The organism is Ruegeria sp. CE12 (assembly GCF_056537525.1).
In genome coordinates this window covers 828558-846803 of sequence record NZ_JBQFRS010000001.1, presented here as the reverse complement: position 1 = coordinate 846803, position 18246 = coordinate 828558, and the positions used below count along the sequence as shown (strand labels likewise).

Annotated in this window: 18 protein-coding genes; 12 read left to right on the top strand and 6 right to left on the bottom strand. The window is 58.4% G+C overall.

All coding sequences use genetic code 11. The features are described from left to right. Nucleotides 1-9 precede the first annotated feature (9 nt). The gene (locus ACR0IO_RS04265; RefSeq protein ID WP_480739717.1) at nt 10-882 is read right to left on the bottom strand and encodes an S-methyl-5'-thioadenosine phosphorylase; all 873 of its coding nucleotides are present in this window, start codon (nt 880-882) and stop codon (nt 10-12) included. Between the two features lie 71 nt (nt 883-953). After that, nucleotides 954-1514 carry an invasion associated locus B family protein gene (locus ACR0IO_RS04260; protein WP_480739716.1) on the bottom strand — a complete coding sequence of 187 codons (561 nt, stop codon included), beginning with the start codon at nt 1512-1514 and terminating at the stop codon, nt 954-956. 166 nt (nt 1515-1680) lie between these two features. On the opposite strand from ACR0IO_RS04260, the gene ACR0IO_RS04255 reads away from it, so the two are divergent. After that, the gene (locus ACR0IO_RS04255) at nt 1681-3315 is read left to right on the top strand and encodes a SulP family inorganic anion transporter (protein WP_480739715.1); all 1635 of its coding nucleotides are present in this window, start codon (nt 1681-1683) and stop codon (nt 3313-3315) included. 31 nt (nt 3316-3346) lie between these two features. On the opposite strand, the gene ACR0IO_RS04250 is transcribed toward ACR0IO_RS04255, so the two are convergent. Both ACR0IO_RS04250 and ACR0IO_RS04245 read right to left on the bottom strand, forming a co-directional pair. After that, a complete protein-coding gene (locus ACR0IO_RS04250) occupies nt 3347-3988 on the bottom strand; it encodes a CatB-related O-acetyltransferase (protein WP_480739714.1) in 642 nt (213 codons plus the stop codon). Then, nucleotides 3988-4593, bottom strand: a complete 606-nt coding sequence (locus tag ACR0IO_RS04245) for a flavin reductase family protein (protein WP_155139623.1) — start codon at nt 4591-4593, stop codon at nt 3988-3990. Before ACR0IO_RS04245 ends, ACR0IO_RS04250 begins: the two co-directional genes overlap by 1 nt. 72 nt (nt 4594-4665) lie before the next feature. Here ACR0IO_RS04245 and ACR0IO_RS04240 point away from each other — a divergent pair, with 72 nt between their 5' ends. The 5 genes from ACR0IO_RS04240 (at nt 4666) to ACR0IO_RS04220 (ending at nt 7726) form a co-directional block, all read left to right on the top strand. Continuing rightward, complete coding sequence (locus ACR0IO_RS04240; RefSeq protein ID WP_480739713.1) at nt 4666-5160, top strand: GNAT family N-acetyltransferase; 495 nt, start codon at nt 4666-4668, stop codon at nt 5158-5160. A gap of 53 nt (nt 5161-5213) precedes the next feature. Next, complete coding sequence (locus ACR0IO_RS04235; RefSeq protein ID WP_480739712.1) at nt 5214-5963, top strand: EcsC family protein; 750 nt, start codon at nt 5214-5216, stop codon at nt 5961-5963. Nucleotides 5964-6094: 131 nt separating this feature from the next. Next, nucleotides 6095-6556, top strand: coding sequence for an NUDIX hydrolase (locus ACR0IO_RS04230; protein ID WP_480739711.1), 462 nt, complete (start codon nt 6095-6097; stop codon nt 6554-6556). Between the two features lie 72 nt (nt 6557-6628). After that, nucleotides 6629-7084, top strand: a complete 456-nt coding sequence (locus ACR0IO_RS04225; RefSeq protein WP_480739710.1) for a DUF1178 family protein — start codon at nt 6629-6631, stop codon at nt 7082-7084. 3 nt (nt 7085-7087) lie between these two features. After that, entirely contained in the window at nt 7088-7726 is a 639-nt protein-coding gene (locus tag ACR0IO_RS04220; RefSeq protein WP_480739709.1) for an SDR family NAD(P)-dependent oxidoreductase, read from the top strand. Here ACR0IO_RS04220 and ACR0IO_RS04215 read toward each other — a convergent pair. Then, entirely contained in the window at nt 7720-8076 is a 357-nt protein-coding gene (locus ACR0IO_RS04215) for a hypothetical protein (protein WP_480739708.1), read from the bottom strand. The genes ACR0IO_RS04220 and ACR0IO_RS04215 overlap by 7 nt on opposite strands. A 166-nt stretch (nt 8077-8242) precedes the next feature. Between ACR0IO_RS04215 and ACR0IO_RS04210 the strand changes: the two genes are divergently transcribed. The 6 genes from ACR0IO_RS04210 to ACR0IO_RS04185 all read left to right on the top strand — a co-directional run bounded on the left by ACR0IO_RS04210 (nt 8243) and on the right by ACR0IO_RS04185 (nt 17084). Next, nucleotides 8243-9481: an aspartate kinase gene (locus ACR0IO_RS04210; protein ID WP_155145037.1), complete on the top strand. Its 1239-nt coding sequence runs from the start codon at nt 8243-8245 to the stop codon at nt 9479-9481. 46 nt (nt 9482-9527) lie between these two features. After that, the gene (ptsP, locus tag ACR0IO_RS04205) at nt 9528-11771 is read left to right on the top strand and encodes a phosphoenolpyruvate--protein phosphotransferase (RefSeq protein ID WP_480739707.1); all 2244 of its coding nucleotides are present in this window, start codon (nt 9528-9530) and stop codon (nt 11769-11771) included. Between the two features lie 173 nt (nt 11772-11944). After that, nucleotides 11945-13390 carry a glucose-6-phosphate dehydrogenase gene (gene zwf, locus ACR0IO_RS04200; RefSeq protein ID WP_480739706.1) on the top strand — a complete coding sequence of 482 codons (1446 nt, stop codon included), beginning with the start codon at nt 11945-11947 and terminating at the stop codon, nt 13388-13390. A 1-nt stretch (nt 13391) separates the two neighbouring features. Further along, the gene (gene edd / locus ACR0IO_RS04195) at nt 13392-15197 is read left to right on the top strand and encodes a phosphogluconate dehydratase (protein ID WP_480739705.1); all 1806 of its coding nucleotides are present in this window, start codon (nt 13392-13394) and stop codon (nt 15195-15197) included. Between the two features lie 3 nt (nt 15198-15200). Beyond that, on the top strand, nt 15201-15836 hold the full coding sequence (locus ACR0IO_RS04190) for a bifunctional 4-hydroxy-2-oxoglutarate aldolase/2-dehydro-3-deoxy-phosphogluconate aldolase (protein WP_480739704.1): 636 nt from the start codon (nt 15201-15203) through the stop codon (nt 15834-15836). 51 nt (nt 15837-15887) lie between these two features. Next, complete coding sequence (locus ACR0IO_RS04185) at nt 15888-17084, top strand: pyridoxal-phosphate-dependent aminotransferase family protein (protein WP_480739703.1); 1197 nt, start codon at nt 15888-15890, stop codon at nt 17082-17084. On the opposite strand, the gene ACR0IO_RS04180 is transcribed toward ACR0IO_RS04185, so the two are convergent. Then, complete coding sequence (locus tag ACR0IO_RS04180; RefSeq protein WP_480739702.1) at nt 17081-18193, bottom strand: pyridoxal phosphate-dependent aminotransferase; 1113 nt, start codon at nt 18191-18193, stop codon at nt 17081-17083. The genes ACR0IO_RS04185 and ACR0IO_RS04180 overlap by 4 nt on opposite strands. Between the last annotated feature and the right edge of the window lie 53 nt (nt 18194-18246).

The following is an 18246-nucleotide window of genomic DNA, read 5'->3' as shown; positions in this document are numbered from 1 at the left end:
TGTCGGATGTCAGAGGATCCGCCCGGCAACCGCATCCAGCTTGGCCAGAACGGCTGGGTCGCGTTTTTCGGGTGCGGTCAGGATCGCGAATTCCAGCGCGCGGTCGCAGCCATGCGGGCAAAGTTCGCGTTCGGACCCCAGCAGTTTCGGCAGCCCCTTGACCAGTGCCCGGCCTTTCTCGGCATTCCCGGTCAGCGTGGCGATGATGGCGGTTACGTCCACTTCACCGTGATCGGGGTGCCAGCTGTCATAGTCCGTGACCATCGCTACTGAGGCATAACAAAGTTCCGCTTCGCGGGCGAGCTTCGCTTCGGGCATGTTGGTCATGCCGATCACATCGCAACCCCATTGCTCGCGATACATCTTCGACTCGGCCAGGGTTGAGAATTGCGGCCCTTCCATTGCCAGATAGGTCCCGCCGCGGTGGATCGTGATGCCAGCGGCCTTCCCCGCAGTTTCACAGGCATCGCTCAGGCGCGGGCAGGTGGGATGCGCGACACTGACATGTGCGACGCAGCCCGTACCAAAAAAGCTCTTTTCCCGCGCAAAGGTCCGGTCGATGAACTGGTCGACGATCACGAAATCGCCCGGTGCCATATGCTCGCGGAATGATCCGCAGGCCGAGACCGAGATTACATCCGTCACCCCCAGCCGTTTCAGCGCATCGATGTTGGCGCGATAGGGGACTTCGGTCGGCGAATGGACGTGCCCGCGCCCGTGGCGGGGCAGAAAGGCCATGTCGACGCCATCCAGAGAGCCGGTCAGGATCTGATCCGATGGATCGCCCCATGGTGTTTTAACACTGACCCAATCCGCATTTTCCAATCCGTCGATTTCGTAGATGCCTGATCCGCCAATGACGGCAATTTTGGTTTGGGTCACTGATCTTCTCCCCGCAGGTTGTTTGTCTTGGATATCTGCGGTTTGCGACCCGCTTTGACAAGGGTTTGCACCTATTCTTCCGCTGTTAACAATCCGCGAATGTCGGATTGGCTCCTAAAGTCCAGCCATGCCGCATCAAAACCATCCAGCGACCATGTCAGATCCTGTGATTGGCCGTGCCGATCCCGAAAGACAAAGCGATAGGCCTCACCGGTCAGCATGGCGTCGATTATGTCCTGAGCGCCTTCTCCGGCAAAGGTACAGCTGAGGCCCGTCAGGCAGCCCGGTCGGCGCGTGCGCCAGATCACGTCTTTGCCTTGGTCGATCCGGAACCCGGACGGGCTGAACAGTGTGCCGGGTTCAATTCCGAACTCGATTATATAATCTTCGGGGGCCGGTGTGATGAATACGAACTGGGCGGCAAACTTTGGACGCAACGAAAAAACATCGGCGCGCCGAATATAGCATCGTTGCCGCAACTCACCGTTTTCCTCACGCTCATCGCAGATCGAATTCCATATCCCGTATGCTTCATAGTGGGTCACACGCCAGTTCCCGGCCGTGTCATTGCCTTGTAAGTCCTGCGCAATTGCAGAAATCGGGTATAGCAAAAGTAGAATGATCCAGCGCATGTTGCAGAGTTGCTTGTGACTGCTGTGATCTTCAACTCACGTTATTGCGAGAGAGTTGGTATGCGACTAAAGCATGGCAGTGTCCCACCTAGCGCGGTAGCTCTGACAAGGGATTGCATATAAAAGGCCCCCTTCGCGCGAACAAATTAACCCACAGGACTGTCTAATGCCCCGAGCCTTGCTGGCAAGCTTTGCCAATCGCCTAGCCATACCTGACCTGCGCTGGATGCCCGACGAGGGGCTGACCATGTCGCGTCTGCGTATCGAATTGCTGTCCGGCCTGACCGTTGCTCTGGCTCTTGTGCCCGAAGCTGTTGCATTTGCCTTTGTCGCAGGGGTTCACCCGCTGGTTGGCCTTTATGCGGCATTCCTTGTGGGTCTGATCACTGCACTGATTGGTGGGCGTCCTGGTATGATTTCGGGTGCAACCGGTGCCCTTGCCGTGGTCATGGTGGCCTTGGTTGCGCAGCACGGCGTGGAATACCTGTTCGCGACAGTGGTATTGATGGGCATCCTGCAAGTGATTGCAGGCGCGATGCACTGGGGGCGCTTCATCCGTCTTGTGCCTCATCCGGTGATGCTGGGCTTTGTGAATGGTCTGGCCATTGTGATTTTCCTGGCGCAGTTGGGTCAGTTCAAAGTGCCGGGGACCATGGAAAACACCGGGCACGGCATGGGTGGCGGCGAATGGCTATCGGGCATGCAGCTCTATACCATGCTGGGCCTTGTTGCTTTGACCATGGCAGTCATCTGGGTCATGCCGCGCATCACACGTATCGTGCCTGCACCGTTGGCCGGTATCGTCGTCGTTGCCGCACTGGTCATTGGCCTCGGTTTGGATGTTCCACGCGTCGGCGATCTGGCCTCGATCGAAGGTGGGCTGCCGTCCTTTCATATCCCGATGGTTCCGCTGACATGGGAAACGTTTGAGATCATCCTGCCCTACGCCGTCATTCTGGCCGCGATCGGGTTGATCGAATCCCTGCTTACCCTGAACCTTGTGGGTGAAATCACAGGCAAGCGCGGCGGTGCCTCGCAGGAGTGTATTGCGCAGGGTGCAGCCAACGTTGTTACCGGCTTTTTCGGCGGTATGGGTGGTTGCGCGATGATCGGTCAGTCGATGATCAACGTAAAATCGGGCGGTCGTACGCGCGTTGCAGGTATCGCTGCGGCGCTGTTCCTGCTGGTCTTTATCCTGTTCGCAGCCCCCCTGATCGAGCAAATTCCGTTGGCCGCGCTGGTTGGCGTGATGTTCATGGTCGTGATCGGAACCTTTGCCTGGAACTCGTTCAACATCCTGCGCAAGGTCCCACTGATGGATGCGTTCGTCATTGTACTGGTGACCGTGGTAACCGTGATGGAGGACCTTGCAGTTGCAGTTGTGGTCGGTGTGATCGTGTCTGCGCTGGCCTATGCCTGGAACAACGCCAAGCGTATTCATGCAGTGACGCGCGAGTCCGAAACTGAAAAAGGCGCTAAGGTCTACGAGATTCAGGGCCCGTTGTTCTTTGGGTCGTCTGAAGGGTTTGTAGAACTGTTCGACGTAGCAAATGATCCGGAAACCGTGATTGTCGATTTCGCCGACAGTCGGGTTGTCGATCAATCGGCGCTGCAGGCTATCGAAAACATAGCTGGCAAATACGAGGCCGCCGGTAAGCGCGTCATGTTGCGCCACCTCAGCCGCGATTGTCACAAGCTGCTGAACAAGGCGGGTCACCTGATGGTCGATAGTGATGATGACCCGGACTATGGCCTGGCCGTGGATTACTCGGTCCGCACCGGCATTCTGGGCGGACACTGAATGAAAAAGGGCGGCCGATCAGGCCGCCCTTTTACTTTGGGGCCATCCGTTCCAGCGCATCTATGTCACCGGACAACAATGCCTCTTCGGCGTGGGCAACGCTCTCGGCCGGCCAGTCCCACCAGTTCAGCGCCTGCAATCGTTCGACAGTTTCGGGATCAAAGCGGAACCGCCTGACCTCTGCCGGATTGCCTGTGACGATGGCGTATGGGGGAATTTCGCCGCGAACGACCGATCCCGCGCCGATGATCGCCCCGTTTCCGATCCGCGCACCGGGCAGGATCATCGCGCCATAGCCGATCCAGACATCGTTCCCGATGACAGTATCCCGGCTATCAGGTTGATAACCTGCCATACGGTCCGGATCGAAAACCGGAAACGGAAAACAGGTCAGCCCGTCTGTGGCGTGATTGGCGGACGCGGTGATAAACCGTACGCCATGAGCGATCTGGCAGAACTTGCCCAGCACCAGTTTCTCTCGGGAAAAGGGAAACAGGTAGGGTGCCAGCCGGAAGGCCCAATCGTCAGGTGCATCGAAATCCGACGCGTAGCTGAAAGCGCCAGCCTGAAACTGCGGGTGATCAATAGCCTGAGACAGAAAGACGGTTCCCCGATGGTCAGAGCCATCGGGCAGGGTAATCGGATATCGGTGTGACGGATCGGGTAGGGGCATCAATCATCCGGCCTTGAAAGACTGAACAGGTCGCTGACAACCGAATAATCCCGATACCCGAGGCGGGCCAGCGGTTTGAACGAGGTGACGTCGAACTTTCCTTCGCGAATATGATCGTCGTGCAGATGCACACCGGTTACTTCGCCGAAAACAACACGGTTCGCTTCGCCCGGCAGCGTGACGATTTGGGTCAGCTTACACTCCAGCGCCGCCGGTGCGTCTTTGATCCGCGCGCAGGGGATGGTCTCACATTCAATTGGGGTCAGTCCGGCATGCTCGAACTCATCGATGTCTTTTGGCAATCCTGCTGAGCTTGCGTTCATCGCATCACGATGGGCATGGGCGACGACATTCACGCAGAACACGCCCGTGGCTTCGATATTGGCGATACTGTCCTTGCCGCCGTCCTGATCATGTTTGGTGCCGGTTGTTGCAAACATCACCTGCGGCGGGGTGTAGGCGACGCCGTTGAAAAAGGAATAAGGCGCCAGATTGTTGATCCCGTTCGCATCCCGGGTCGATATCCATCCGATGGGGCGAGGGGTGATGATGGCGTTAAAGGGATTGTGCGGCAAACCATGGCCGTCTTCGGGGCGATAGAACATCTTATCTCCAAGCGTTTGCCCAAGGCGTAACGAAGTGCTAGGGCGAATGCCAGAGATGAAAAGAGGGCCGGGGTGCAGCAGTTCGGGATAAGGCCGGAAGAGCCGGACGATTGGTGGGAGGTCGAAGCCCTCTATGACCTGTGCTTTGCCCCGGGGCGCGAAGCGCTTTCCTCATATCGTTTGCGCGATGACGTCCCACCGGTTCAGGGCCTGTCCATGGTGGCCCGTGACGGTCAGGGGATACTGGCCGGAGCAATCCGGTTCTGGCCGGTGCATGTCGGCGATCACGATGCGCTGTTGCTTGGGCCTGTCGCAGTCCACCCAACCCATCAGGGCGAAGGGCTGGGCGGCTATCTCATTCATGAAGGCGTCGAAGCGGGCCGTCGCATGGGATGGCATCGCGTGATGCTGGTGGGTGACGCGCCTTACTACGCGCGCTTTGGCTTTACCCGGTTACTAGGGGTCGAAATGCCGCCACCAACCAACCCCGAGCGTATACTGGGCATGGAACTGATCGACGGTACATGGGCTGGAATCACCGGCTCGGTCACGCGATGGAGCCGCTGACCTATTGAATCATCCCATCAAAGTGCCAATGTCTTATGCACAGGAGGGCACATATGCAGGACGTGGTTCTGATCGAAAAAGTTGATACAGAGGCTGAACTTGACCGGCTTGCTGGACATTATAGATCCGCCGGCGGGGCAGGGGTCAAACTGCTTAACAGGCTTGGCGGATCTGCAGAATCGCTGCTGGATCAACTCCCCGAGCCAGTCCGGTCGGGTCTGACCGACGCAACAGAACATGCGTTATGGGCCGCTATGCATGCGGCTGAGGGGACACGACGGGCCGTTCCGGACCAAAAGCCCTGGGTCAATACCGCCATCACAACCGCTATGGGGGCCGCTGGTGGATTGGGTGGCATGTCAACCGCGCTTGTCGAGCTGCCAGCGACGACCGCAATGCTGCTGCGTTCAATTCAAGGGGCCGCTGCCCGGGAAGGCTTTGATCCTGCAGCGGAAAACGTGAAATTCGATTGCATTCGGGTATTGTCTGCAGCGGGACCAATGTCCGAGGATGATGGCTCGGATCTGGGGTTCTATTCCGTGCGTCTGACACTGACCGGCCCCGCAATGCAGAAACTGATCGCGATGGTTGCGCCACGCTTGTCCGTTGTACTGGGGCAAAAACTGGCTGCACAGTCTGTGCCTTTGCTTGGGGCATTGGCCGGAGGTGGCACCAACTACGTCTATACCCGGTATTATCAGCAGGTTGCGCGGGTTCATTTTGGCCTGCGCCGACTGGCAATTGACGCAGATATTCCGCACCCAGAGCTTGTTCAGCGCCTGTCGCAGCGTATGCTGCACTGATATCAGCCTATCCCCTGCAACTTGGCAATAAGCGCCTCATATGGTATTTGTTGTCTATCGGACCGCAAAATAACGTAAAAATCGATCCGGCAGACAGGCAAAGATACCCAGTTGAAAGGCGTGACAGCGTGATGAACGCAAGGCTATCGCCAGATATACTCTGCAAGGCCGGGAAACTTCCCGTTGTGCCGCAGTCTGCCGCGTTGTGTTACCGGCTCATCAAGGGTCGGCCAGAGATTCTGCTGATCACCACACGTCGATCCAATCGCTGGATTATCCCCAAGGGGTGGCTGATCGATGGCCTCAGCCCATCTGAAACCGCAGGGCAGGAGGCATGGGAAGAAGCGGGCGTTATCGGTACCTGTTCCACTGAAGGTCTAGGCCGTTTCTCTTATGTGAAGCGCCATCCTGATCGAGGGTCGGTGTTGTGCCTTGTGGATGTCTTTCCGCTGCATGTGCATCGGTTGGAGACAACGTATCCCGAGTGTGGCGAACGTCGGCTCAAGTGGTTTTTGCCTAAAAAAGCAGCGCTTCGGGTTACTGATCACGATCTCGCAGAAATGTTGCGCAGATTTGATCCCCATCCGCACTGAACTGCCGCCGGAAAGACTTGATATTGCCATGTCTGTCGGTATCTATTCGGCAACCGACATATTGGATGGCAAATGATTCAATACGCCTTGAAATGCAGTGAAGGCCACAGCTTTGACAGTTGGTTCCAGTCTGCCTCAGCCTTTGACAAGCTGGCGGCAGCCGGGATGGTGACCTGTGCCATCTGCGGTTCAGCGAAGGTGGAAAAGGCAATCATGACACCTCGGGTGCGTCCTGCACGAAATGCCAAAGTTCAAACACAGGTTGCGCCACCGGAATCCAAAGAAATCAGTGTCGAGCCGACTGCCGCAGATGTCGAGAAGGTGCTGACCGAACTGCGCCGTAAAGTCGAAGAAAACTCTGACTACGTTGGCAAGAATTTCGCGAAAGAAGCGCGCAAGATGCATCTGGGCGAGTCGCCGGACCGACCGATCTATGGAGAGGCCAAGCCGGAAGAGGCGAAGGCCCTGATCGAAGATGGTGTCCCTGTTGCGCCACTGCCGTTTGTTCCCAGCAGAAAGACCAACTAAATCATGCACATCGTGATTACGGGCGCCAATCGTGGAATTGGCCGATCGCTTGCGGATCACTATCGGACTCAGGGGCATGACGTCACCGGAACCGCCCGGGATGGCAGCAGTGATCTGGCACTGGATGTGACGGATCCCGCACAGCATAGGACCGTGGCGTCGCTGCTTGAAGACCGGCCCATTGACCTGTTGATCTGCAACGCAGGCGTCTATCTGGATAAAGGGCACGACATCGATGGTTATCCGGCCGAGATGTGGGCCCAGAGTTTTGCGGCCAATGTGACGGGCGTGTTTCTGACGGTTCAGGCCCTGTTGCCCAATTTGCAGGCCAGCAAGGGCAAGATCGCGATCATGTCGTCTCAGATGGCATCGCATACACGGGCGCCGGGTGGCAGCTACATCTATCGCGCGTCAAAGGCGGCTGCGCTCAATCTGGGGCGCAATCTGGCAACGGACCTGCGTGCTGATGGGATTGCCGTTGGTATTTACCATCCCGGCTGGGTTCAGACGGACATGGGTGGTCCCGCAGCCGAGATCACGACTGATCAGGCCGTTGAAGGCCTGACTGACCGGTTTGAAGCGCTCAGCCTAGATAACTCGGGCTGTTTTGAAACCTGGGACGGCCGCGCGCACGCTTACTGAGTGTTCAGCGCCGCCTTGGGGATCTCGTAAACCTCGCCGGGATCAATGAAAATCACCAGAATATCGCCGCGGGTTTCCGAGGTGAGTTGCGACGTTGAGCTGCTCGAATCCGGTTCGCCATTGGTAAAGTAGATGTTGCGGACTTCGCCCGTAGGTAAGGCGACTGCAAGTGTTGCTGTACCATCATCGCGGCGACGCAATTCCGCGTTACAGCTCTGCAGTGGTTCACCGGCCAGCGCAGCGCATGGAACGGTTCCCAGTGCATTCTTACCGTCCGTCCCGGCCTGGGTCGCCACCTGAGCGACTGCAGGGGATGACATTAAAGCAATGGCTAAAGCAAAACGGAGCATGGGAAACCTCTTGGTCTAAGTCGTTGACGTCACGCTGGCATTGCCACCTTCCAATGTAAAGCGCACCTTTCGCGCAGCCTTGCGTTCTTTGCCCACTTGCTCTTGCGGTCCCCCTCGCATAAGAGGCACGGGACCGGAATTCCAAGGCGCGGAGACACTTGCCCCCATGCCCGTACTCGTGATGAAATTCGGCGGCACTTCAGTCGCCAATCTTGACCGCATCCGCCGTGCTGCAAAACGCATCGGTGTCGAAGTGGCAAAAGGCTATGATGTCATTGTCATCGTATCGGCCATGTCCGGCAAAACGAATGAGTTGGTCGGCTGGGTTGACGAGATTTCGCCGCTTTATGACGCCCGCGAATATGATGCGGTTGTGTCGTCCGGGGAAAACGTGACCGCCGGTCTGATGTCTCTGACCCTGCAGGAAATGGATATTCCTGCGCGCAGCTGGCAGGGCTGGCAGGTGCCTCTGATCACCAACGGTGCCCACTCGGCGGCGCGGATCGAAGAAATTCCGACCGACAATATCAATCAGAAATTCGGCGAGGGTATGCGCGTAGCGGTCGTTGCCGGTTTCCAGGGTATCAGCCCCGAAGGCCGTATCACCACGCTGGGCCGGGGTGGATCTGATACCACCGCTGTTGCCTTCGCCGCCGCCTTTGAGGCCGAGCGTTGCGACATCTATACTGACGTCGATGGTGTTTACACCACCGATCCGCGTATCTGTGAAAAGGCGCGCAAACTGGACAGAATTTCGTTCGAGGAAATGCTCGAACTGGCCTCGCTGGGGGCCAAGGTGCTGCAGACCCGCTCGGTCGAGCTGGCGATGCGCTACAAGGTGAAACTGCGCGTTCTCTCAAGCTTTGAGGAACAATCCGACGAGGCCGGTACGCTGGTTGTCGACGAGGAGGATATCATGGAATCCAATGTAGTGGCCGGTGTGGCCTATTCGCGGGACGAGGCAAAGATGACCGTTGTTTCGGTTGCGGACCGCCCCGGCATCGCCTCGATCATCTTCACCGCGCTCAGCGATGAGGGCGTGAATGTCGACATGATCGTCCAGAATATCTCGGATGAGGGTCGCACCGATATGACCTTCTCGTGCCCCACCAATCAGGTGACCCGTGCCGAACAGGCCCTGCTGGCGATCAAGGAAAAAGGCGAGCTGAACTACGCCGAACTGGTTGCGGATCAGGATGTCTGCAAGGTCTCGGTGGTCGGAATCGGCATGCGTTCGCAGTCGGGTGTTGCGGCTAAAATGTTCAAGGTGCTCTCGGATGAGGGGATCAACATCAAGGTCATTACAACCTCTGAGATAAAAATTTCCGTACTTGTGGATCGGAAATACATGGAACTTGCTGTTCAGGCACTGCATGATGCCTTTGAACTGGACAAGGCGGCCTGAGCTGATCGGCCAAAGGTCACGCCTGACACCGTAAAGCGATTGGGCGATGGCGGACGGTACGGAAACAGAATCCCGCAAGCTGCTGGGGCGGCTGCGCGAAGAGATGGCGAGCGAAGCCGCCGGTCAGGAACGTCTTGACCGGATCACGCATCTGATTGCCGACAGCATTCAGGCCGAAGTCTGCTCGATATATCTGTTCCGCGATGAAGAAACGCTCGAGCTTTGTGCAACCGAAGGTCTGTCGCCCGAAGCGGTGCACAAAACCCGTATGCGTATGGGTGAGGGGCTAGTGGGCCGCGTCGCAAACAGCGGCAAAGTGGTCAACACCGCCGATGCGCCCTCGGCCAAAGGCTTCCGATATATGCCTGAAACGGGCGAAGAACGGTTTTCTTCTTTCCTCGGTGTACCGGTGCAGCGTCTGGGCGAAAAGCTGGGCGTTCTGGTTGTGCAGTCCCGTGAAGCGCGCGAATTTTCCGCTGATGAGGTCTATGCACTGGAAGTGGTCGCTATGGTTCTGGCCGAAATGGCGGAGCTGGGTGCCTTTGTCGGTGAAGGTGCGGCCCTGTCACCCCTGCACCAGCAATCGGTTCTGCTGCGTGGTGGTCCGGCACAGGAAGGATCGGCCGAAGGTCATGTCTGGCTGCATGAACCCCGCGTGGTTGTTACCAATCCCATCGCAGACGATCCGCATCGCGAACTGGAGCGCCTGACCGAGGCGGTTGATGAATTGCGTGTGGGCGTCGATAAGATGCTGGAAATCTCTCAGGGCGGTGACAAGGAACAGCTGCAGGTTCTCGAAGCCTATCGGATGTTTGCCAATTCCAAAGGCTGGATGCGGCGGATGGAAGAAGACATTGCCCGCGGTCTGAGCGCCGAGGCGGCCGTCGAGAAAGAGCAATCGCAGGCCCGCGCGCGCATGAGCCAGGTTACCGATCCCTACCTGCGGGAACGGCTGGCTGATCTGGATGACCTGAGCAATCGGCTGTTGCGTATTTTGACCGGGCAGGGCGCAACAAACGGGGCGGATCTGCCACCTGATCCGATCCTGATTGCGCGTAATATCGGTCCGGGTGATCTGCTGGAATATGGCCGCTCTCTCAAGGGTATCGTGCTCGAGGAAGGTTCAGTTGGCAGCCACGCCACTATCGTGGCCCGCGCTCTGGCAATCCCTCTGGTGGTACATGTGGGCCGGATCACGACTGAGGCTCTGAATGGCGACCATATCCTGGTCGATGGGGATCAGGGTGTCGTTCATCTGCGTCCCGAGGAAACCGTTGTCGGTGCCTTCCGCGACAAGATCGCGATGCAGGCCAAGGCACAGGAACGTTATGCGTCGATCCGAGAAACCCCAACGATTACGCAGGACGGTGGCCAGATCAATCTGGTTATGAATGCGGGCCTGATGGCCGACCTGCCGTCGCTTGAGAATTCCGGTGCCGAAGGGGTTGGATTGTTTAGAACGGAACTGCAATTCCTGATCCGCAACCAAATGCCGAAACGGTCCGAGCTGGTCGCTCAATACAAGCGTGTCCTCGATGCTGCCCACGGCAAGCGTGTGGTATTCCGTACCTTGGATATCGGTTCGGATAAGGTTCTGCCCTACATGAAACATGTGGAGGAGCCGAACCCTGCGCTGGGCTGGCGCGCCATTCGGGTTGGGCTGGACAAGCGTGGCGTGATGCGGATGCAGTTGCAGGCATTGCTGCGGGCCGCAGATGGTCGCCCACTGACCATCATGTTCCCTTTTGTCGCGCAGGCTGAAGAATATCGCGAGGCCCGCTGGGAGGTGAACAAGACTATCGAGCGTGAAAAGCGGCTCGGCCATGTTCTGCCGGAATCGCTTGAGGTTGGCGCGATGCTGGAAACCCCGTCTCTGGCCTTTGCGCCGCAGAAATTCTTTGATGAGGTGGATTTCATCTCGGTCGGCGGCAACGACCTGAAACAGTTCTTCTTTGCGGCAGATCGTGAGAATGAACTGGTGCGCCGTCGCTATGATACGTTGAACGTCAGCTTCCTCAGCTTCATCGAACGGATTGTCGAACGCTGCAATATCTCGGACACGCCGCTCAGTTTCTGCGGCGAGGATGCGGGCCGCCCGGTTGAGGCGCTCTGCCTTGCGGCGATGGGTATCCGGACCCTGTCCATGCGCCCGGCCTCGATTGGCCCGGTCAAAAGCCTGCTGTTGCGATCGAATTTGCAGGAGGTGCGCAAGATCATCGCAGATGCCCGCCATCGCGGGGAACAATCGGTACGCCCGTCTGTTATGGAATGGCTCCGTAATCAGGGATGAGGCGCTGTAAGCCCGAAACTGGCGCATCCGGCAAATCCATGCTTGATTTTTGGGACGGGTCTTTCTATTGAAACGACAAATGTTAGCGATAACATTATCTGTATCCGCGCGTCTCACTTCTGCGCCAAACGCCATGTTAAGCTGATTGCGGTGAACTCGAAAGGAACCTTGCAATGGTCTCACGCGTAATTCCGGTACATCCGTTCGACCTTGTGTTGTTCGGTGCGACCGGCGATCTGGCGCAACGCAAGATCCTGCCAGGCCTCTATCACCGGTTCGAAGTCGGGCAGATGCCGGAAGACGCGCGCATCATCGCGACAGCGCGGTCTGAAATGGATGATGACGGGTTTCGCGAACAGGTTCGTGCCTCAATGAAGGAGTTCGCGCCAGAGTTTTCACCCGAGGTTCTGGATCGCTTTCTGACCCATGTGGAATATGTGCCGGTCGATGCGTTGGGCGATAGCGGATGGAAAGCACTCGGAAAGTCGCTCCGCCCCGATGTTGTTCGCGCCTTTTACCTGTCCGTAGGCCCAAGCCTGTTCCCCGGAATAGCGAAACGTTTGCACGATGAGGGGCTTGCGACATCTGACAGCCGGATCGTCGTCGAAAAGCCCTTTGGTCATGATCTTGCATCTGCAAAGGCGCTGAACGAAGGTCTGCGCGCGTGTTTCGATGAACATCAGATTTACCGGATCGACCATTATCTGGGAAAAGAGACAGTTCAGAACCTGATGGCGTTGCGCTTTGCCAATTCACTGTTCGAGCCGCTCTGGAATTCCACCCATATCGACCACGTCCAGATAACCGTGGCCGAAACTGTGGGCGTCGAGGGGCGCGGGGCCTATTACGATCAATCCGGCGCGATGCGGGATATGATCCAGAACCATCTTGTCCAGCTTTTGTGTCTGACGGCCATGGAGCCGCCCTCGAAGTTCTCACCAAATGCGGTTCGGGATGAAAAGGTCAAAGTCATCGAAGCGTTGGAGCCGGTTGCACCCACCGATATCGCGCGCGGTCAGTATCGCACGGACAAGGGTGGCGACGGCTATCTGGATCACGTAGGCAACCCTGCCAGTCGCACCGAAAGCTATATTGCGCTAAAGGTTCATCTGGGGAACTGGCGCTGGGCGGGTGTCCCGTTTTACCTACGTACCGGAAAACGCCTTCGCGCCCGTGAATCCGAGATCGCGGTGTTCTTCCGCGATCCGCCACATACGATTTTTCCCAATGTTGGTCCTCTGCACGGCAACGTGCTGGTGATCCGGCTTCAGCCTGACGAAGGCATCACCCTGCGCACAACCATCAAAGAGCCGGGGCAAGGTGGGTTCCGCTTGTCCGACGTGGCCTTGGACATGAGCTTTGCTGATGCATTGGGTGACGAGTCCAAATCGCCGGACGCCTATGAGCGTCTGGTCATGGACGTGATCCGCGGTGATCAGACCCTGTTCATGCGCGGGGATGAGGCCGAAGCGGCGTGGGCCTGGGTTGATCCCATCATTCAGGATTGGGAAGAGCGGGGCGATCGCCCTTCGCGCTATGATCAGGGTAGTTCCGGACCCGAAGAAGCATTGATGCTGATGCATCGCGACGGGCGCCGCTGGCGCCAGATCGGAGGTTGAGATGGTTCACAACGTCATCACCGATGTCACACAAAGGATCATCGATCGCAGCGCGCCATTGCGCTCGGTTCATCTTGAACGGATGGAGCAGGCGCGTTCAGCCGGGCCAGCGCGCGGTCATCTGTCCTGCAGCGGTCAGGCCCATGCCTATGCAGGCGCAGGCGATGACCAGCAATCATTGGCCACGGGCCACGCCGGAAATCTGGGCATTGTCACCGCCTACAACGACATGCTTTCGGCGCATCAGCCTTTTGAGCGCTACCCCGAACTGATCCGTCAGGCCGCGCGTGTCGCAGGTGGCACGGCACAGGTGGCGGGCGGAGTTCCTGCAATGTGTGACGGCGTCACACAGGGCGCAGCAGGCATGGAATTGTCGCTGTTTTCGCGTGATGTGATCGCGCTGGCTGCGGCTGTTTCACTCAGCCACAACACCTATGATGCCGCCGTTTTCCTTGGCGTCTGTGACAAAATCGTTCCCGGTCTGGTCATCGCGGCACAAAGCTTTGGGCATCTGCCTTCCGTCTTTCTGCCCGCAGGTCCGATGACCAGTGGATTGCCAAACGACGAAAAGGCCAAGGTTCGCCAGCAATTCGCTGCCGGAGAAGTCGGGCGCGAAGAACTGATGGCCGCTGAAATGGCTGCATACCACGGCCCCGGGACCTGCACCTTTTATGGCACTGCCAACACAAACCAGATGCTGATGGAGTTTATGGGGCTGCACTTGCCGGGATCCAGCTTCATCAACCCGAATACGCCTCTGCGTGATGCGCTGACCGAGGAAGGCGCACGCCGCGCCCTGTCCCTCAGCGCGCTGGGGAATAACTATACCCCGGTTTTCCAAATCCTCGATGAACGTGCCTTTGTGAACGGGATCGTCGGTTTGATGGCGACAGGCGGTTCAACCAATCTGCTGATCCACCTGATCGCAATGGCCCGCGCGGGTGGTATCGTGCTGGACTGGCAGGATTTTTCCGACATCTCGGCTGTGGTTCCGCTAGTGGCACGGGTCTACCCGAATGGTCTGGCCGACGTGAACCACTTCCACGCGGCGGGTGGCCTTGGTTATTGCATCGGAACGTTGCTCGAAGATGGTCTGCTGCACCCCGATACCCTGACTGTCGCGGGGCGTGGTCTTCAGCACTACACTCAGGAACCCAAGCTGATCGATGGGCAACTGGTCTGGCAAGAAGGTGCGGGCCACAGCCTGAACGAAAAGATCGTTCGCCCCGCCAATGACCCCTTCCAGCCCACAGGCGGTTTGTCGCGTCTGACCGGCAATCTGGGTACCGCGGTTATGAAGGTTTCTGCTGTGGCCCCGGAACATCAGGTGGTCGAGGCCCCCGTGCGGGTGTTTCACGATCAGGATGAGGTCAAGACAGCATTCAAGGCCGGAGAGTTCACGGATGACGTCATTGTTGTTGTCCGGTTTCAGGGGCCAAAGGCCAACGGGATGCCCGAGCTGCACTCTCTGACTCCGATCCTGTCGATACTGCAGGGCAGGGGACAAAAGGTGGCGCTGGTCACCGATGGACGCATGTCTGGCGCTTCGGGCAAAGTTCCTGCTGCGATTCATGTCTGCCCCGAAGCGCTTGAGGGTGGCCCGATTGCCTGCCTTCGGGATGGCGACATGCTTCGGGTCAATGCAGTTACCGGCGAGCTGGAAATCCTGACGGAGGGTGTTCTGGACCGGACACCCATCACGGCTGATCTGTCTGCTCATCAACACGGCGTCGGGCGTGAGTTGTTCGCCGCATTCCGCAACACTGTCGGCCCGGCTGATGCCGGTGCAAGCATATTCGGAGCCTGAGCCATGACATCCAAGTCCCAACGTACCCGCGAAATCTGCGCGCTCGCGCCCATTGTCCCGGTTCTGGTCGTCGATGACGCGGCGCAGGCGCGTCCTCTGGCCGAGGCACTGGTCGCGGGTGGCCTGCCTGCGCTTGAGGTGACGTTGCGTACACCGGCCGCGCTGGACGCGATCCGTGCCATGGCCGAAGTGCCCGGCGGGGTTGTTGGTGCCGGCACTCTGGTCACACCCGAAGACGTTCGTGCCGCCAAAGAGGCTGGCGCACAGTTTGGCGTATCCCCCGGCGCAACAGATGCCCTGATCGCAGCCTGCGAGGCCGAAGGCTTGCCGCTGCTTCCCGGTGCGGCCACCGCAAGCGAAGCCATGGCGCTGCTCGAAAAGGGCTATGACATGCTCAAGTTCTTCCCGGCCGAGGCCTCGGGAGGTGCATCCGCTTTGAAGGCCATCGGCGCACCATTGCCGCAGATCAAATTCTGCCCGACTGGTGGCGTATCTACGTCAAATGCCCATGATTACCTGTCTCTGTCTAATGTCGTCTGCGCGGGCGGCAGCTGGGTTGCGCCCAAACAGATGGTTTCTGGCGGAGATTGGTCGGGTATCGAAACACTTGCGCGCGAGGCTGCCTCTCTGATGGATTGACGTCGCGAAAGCCCACGCTAGGGTAGGCGTGAATTCGTACAGGTCGATCTCATGACAAGCAAAATTTCTCTCGCGCACGGGCGCGATTATCTCGCCATTCCCGGACCTTCTGTCATACCCGATGCGGTGTTGCAGGCGATGCATCGTCCATCCCCCAATATTTATGCGGGTGAACTGGTCGAAATGATGCCCGCCCTGACCGAAGACCTGCGCCGGGTGGCCGGTACACGTCATGATGTGGCGATCTATATTGCCAACGGCCATGGTGCGTGGGAAGGAGCGCTGTCCAACGTCATTGCGCCGGGTGACACCATTCTAGCTCCGGCTTCAGGCCGCTTTACCCATGGCTGGGCCGAAATGGCCCGTGCGATCGGTGCCGAGGTTGAACTCATCGATTTCGGGACATCTTCCCCTTGGGATTTCGACCGGATTGCCGAGGCGTTGAAGGCTGACACAGACCATCGGATCAAGGGTGTTCTGGCAGTGCATGTCGATACCTCAAGCTCGATCCGAAACGACATTCCAGCTCTGCGCGATTTGCTGGATGGACTGGACCACCCGGCTTTGCTGATGGCGGATTGCATTGCTTCGCTGGGCTGCGACCGGTTCGAAATGGATGCCTGGGGCGTGGATGTCATGGTCGCGGCCTGCCAGAAGGGTCTGATGGTCCCGGCGGGCGTTTCTTTTGTGTTTTTCAACGATAAGGCAAAGGCCAAACGTGCCTTGATGCCTCGTGTCTCGGGTTATTGGGACTGGCAACCGCGTGCTGAGCCGGACTGGTTCTATCAGTATTTTGGCGGCACTGCCCCGACCCACCATATCTATGGTCTGCGCGCCGCGCTGGACATGATCCATACCGAAGGGTTGGAACATGTCTGGGCGCGTCACGAGCGACTGGCCGAGGCGGTCTGGGCTGCCTGTGAAACATGGGCCGAAGGCGGTGCGCTGCATCTCAACGTCTCAGATCGCGCGCATCGCAGCCGCGCGGTCACTGCGCTGCGCCTGACCGAAGGACGGGGCACACCACTGCGCGACTATACGGAATCCAACCTGGGCCTCACGCTGGGCATCGGTCTGGGTATGGCGTGTGAGGATTCCTATTTCCGCTTGGGCCACATGGGTCATCTCAACGGCCAGATGGTGATGGGTATGCTGGGGGGTGTCGAAACGGCGATGGCTGCCCTGAACATCCCGCGCGGAGCCGGAGCGCTGGAGGCCGCGGCAGCCGCACTGTCCGATACAGATTAGATTTGGCTGTTTGCCGTCGACAATGCCTTGGGCAGTGCGGCGGCAAAGGCCTGCAGATCGGCGGTCTCACCGCAGCTTACCCTGATACAGCGGTTTTGGGGGGCGGCGAATGGCATACGGACGAAAATGCCCTGATCCACCAGCGCATTCAGCACAGCCTTTGCAAATTCTCCGTCGCGCCCACAATCAATCGCGACAAAGTTGGTGGCCGAGGGCAGGGGGACCAGCCCGTTATCGCGTGCGATCTGCCCAATTGTCTCGCGTGCCTTAGTGATCCTTTCCTGAACTTGCGTCAGCCACTCGTTGTCTTGCAGGGCAGCCAATGCCCCGGCTTGTGCCGCGCGGTTCATACCGAAATGGTTGCGAACCTTGTTGAAGGACGCGATCAGTTTGGCGGCACCAATGGCATATCCCACCCGTGCGCCAGCCATGCCATACCCTTTGGAAAACGTCCGCATCCGGATCACACGCGGATCATCTGCCGCCAAAGGCGCGGCTGTCCCTTCCGGCGCACATTCCACATAGGCTTCGTCCAGTACCAGCAGGCAGTCTTCGGGTAGCGCCTCCATTGCCGCAACGATTTCTTTGCCAGAATGCCAACTGCCCATCGGATTGTCAGGATTGGCCAAATAAACCAGTTTGGCATTTACCTCACCCGCCTTGGCGAACAAGGCGGCAGGGTCCTCGTGATCACCAGTATAGGGCACCTTGTGCAAAACCCCACCAAACCCGGCCACGTGGTAGTTGAAGGTTGGGTAGGCGCCGTCCGAGGTCACGACTGCATCGCCCGGGCCAACTATCAGACGCACAAGATAGCCCAGTAGACCGTCAATCCCCTCACCAACAACGATATTCTCGGAGTTTACTCGATGATGAGCCGCCAATTCATGACGCAGATCAAAGTTCTCGGGGTCGCCATACATCCAAAGATCACCCGCTGCCTGTCGCATCGCCTCGATTGCGCGCGGGGAAGGGCCAAATATGCTTTCATTTGCCCCCAGACGTGCAGCAAAGGGCGCGCCGCGCTGACGCTCCTGCGTTTCGGGGCCTACAAATGGCACGGTCGCGGGCAGGGATTGGGCAAGCGGGGTGTATCGGGGACCAGTCATGCGCGCAGATAATCGTAAGCCTGCGGTCGGGGCAAGCCTTGCTCTGGCGCAGC

Excerpts from the sequence above, each read along its gene's own strand:
- ACR0IO_RS04260 (WP_480739716.1), bottom strand. The coding sequence starts at position 1,514 with ATGCGCTGGATCATTCTACTTTTGCTATACCCGATTTCTGCAATTGCG.
- ACR0IO_RS04255 (WP_480739715.1), top strand. The coding sequence starts at position 1,681 with ATGCCCCGAGCCTTGCTGGCAAGCTTTGCCAATCGCCTAGCCATACCT.
- ACR0IO_RS04250 (WP_480739714.1), bottom strand. The coding sequence starts at position 3,988 with ATGCCCCTACCCGATCCGTCACACCGATATCCGATTACCCTGCCCGAT.
- ACR0IO_RS04245 (WP_155139623.1), bottom strand. The coding sequence starts at position 4,593 with ATGTTCTATCGCCCCGAAGACGGCCATGGTTTGCCGCACAATCCCTTT.
- ACR0IO_RS04235 (WP_480739712.1), top strand. The coding sequence starts at position 5,214 with ATGCAGGACGTGGTTCTGATCGAAAAAGTTGATACAGAGGCTGAACTT.
- ACR0IO_RS04230 (WP_480739711.1), top strand. The coding sequence starts at position 6,095 with ATGAACGCAAGGCTATCGCCAGATATACTCTGCAAGGCCGGGAAACTT.
- ACR0IO_RS04225 (WP_480739710.1), top strand. The coding sequence starts at position 6,629 with ATGATTCAATACGCCTTGAAATGCAGTGAAGGCCACAGCTTTGACAGT.
- ACR0IO_RS04220 (WP_480739709.1), top strand. The coding sequence starts at position 7,088 with ATGCACATCGTGATTACGGGCGCCAATCGTGGAATTGGCCGATCGCTT.
- ACR0IO_RS04215 (WP_480739708.1), bottom strand. The coding sequence starts at position 8,076 with ATGCTCCGTTTTGCTTTAGCCATTGCTTTAATGTCATCCCCTGCAGTC.
- ACR0IO_RS04210 (WP_155145037.1), top strand. The coding sequence starts at position 8,243 with ATGCCCGTACTCGTGATGAAATTCGGCGGCACTTCAGTCGCCAATCTT.
- ptsP (WP_480739707.1), top strand. The coding sequence starts at position 9,528 with ATGGCGGACGGTACGGAAACAGAATCCCGCAAGCTGCTGGGGCGGCTG.
- zwf (WP_480739706.1), top strand. The coding sequence starts at position 11,945 with ATGGTCTCACGCGTAATTCCGGTACATCCGTTCGACCTTGTGTTGTTC.
- edd (WP_480739705.1), top strand. The coding sequence starts at position 13,392 with ATGGTTCACAACGTCATCACCGATGTCACACAAAGGATCATCGATCGC.
- ACR0IO_RS04190 (WP_480739704.1), top strand. The coding sequence starts at position 15,201 with ATGACATCCAAGTCCCAACGTACCCGCGAAATCTGCGCGCTCGCGCCC.
- ACR0IO_RS04185 (WP_480739703.1), top strand. The coding sequence starts at position 15,888 with ATGACAAGCAAAATTTCTCTCGCGCACGGGCGCGATTATCTCGCCATT.
- ACR0IO_RS04180 (WP_480739702.1), bottom strand. The coding sequence starts at position 18,193 with ATGACTGGTCCCCGATACACCCCGCTTGCCCAATCCCTGCCCGCGACC.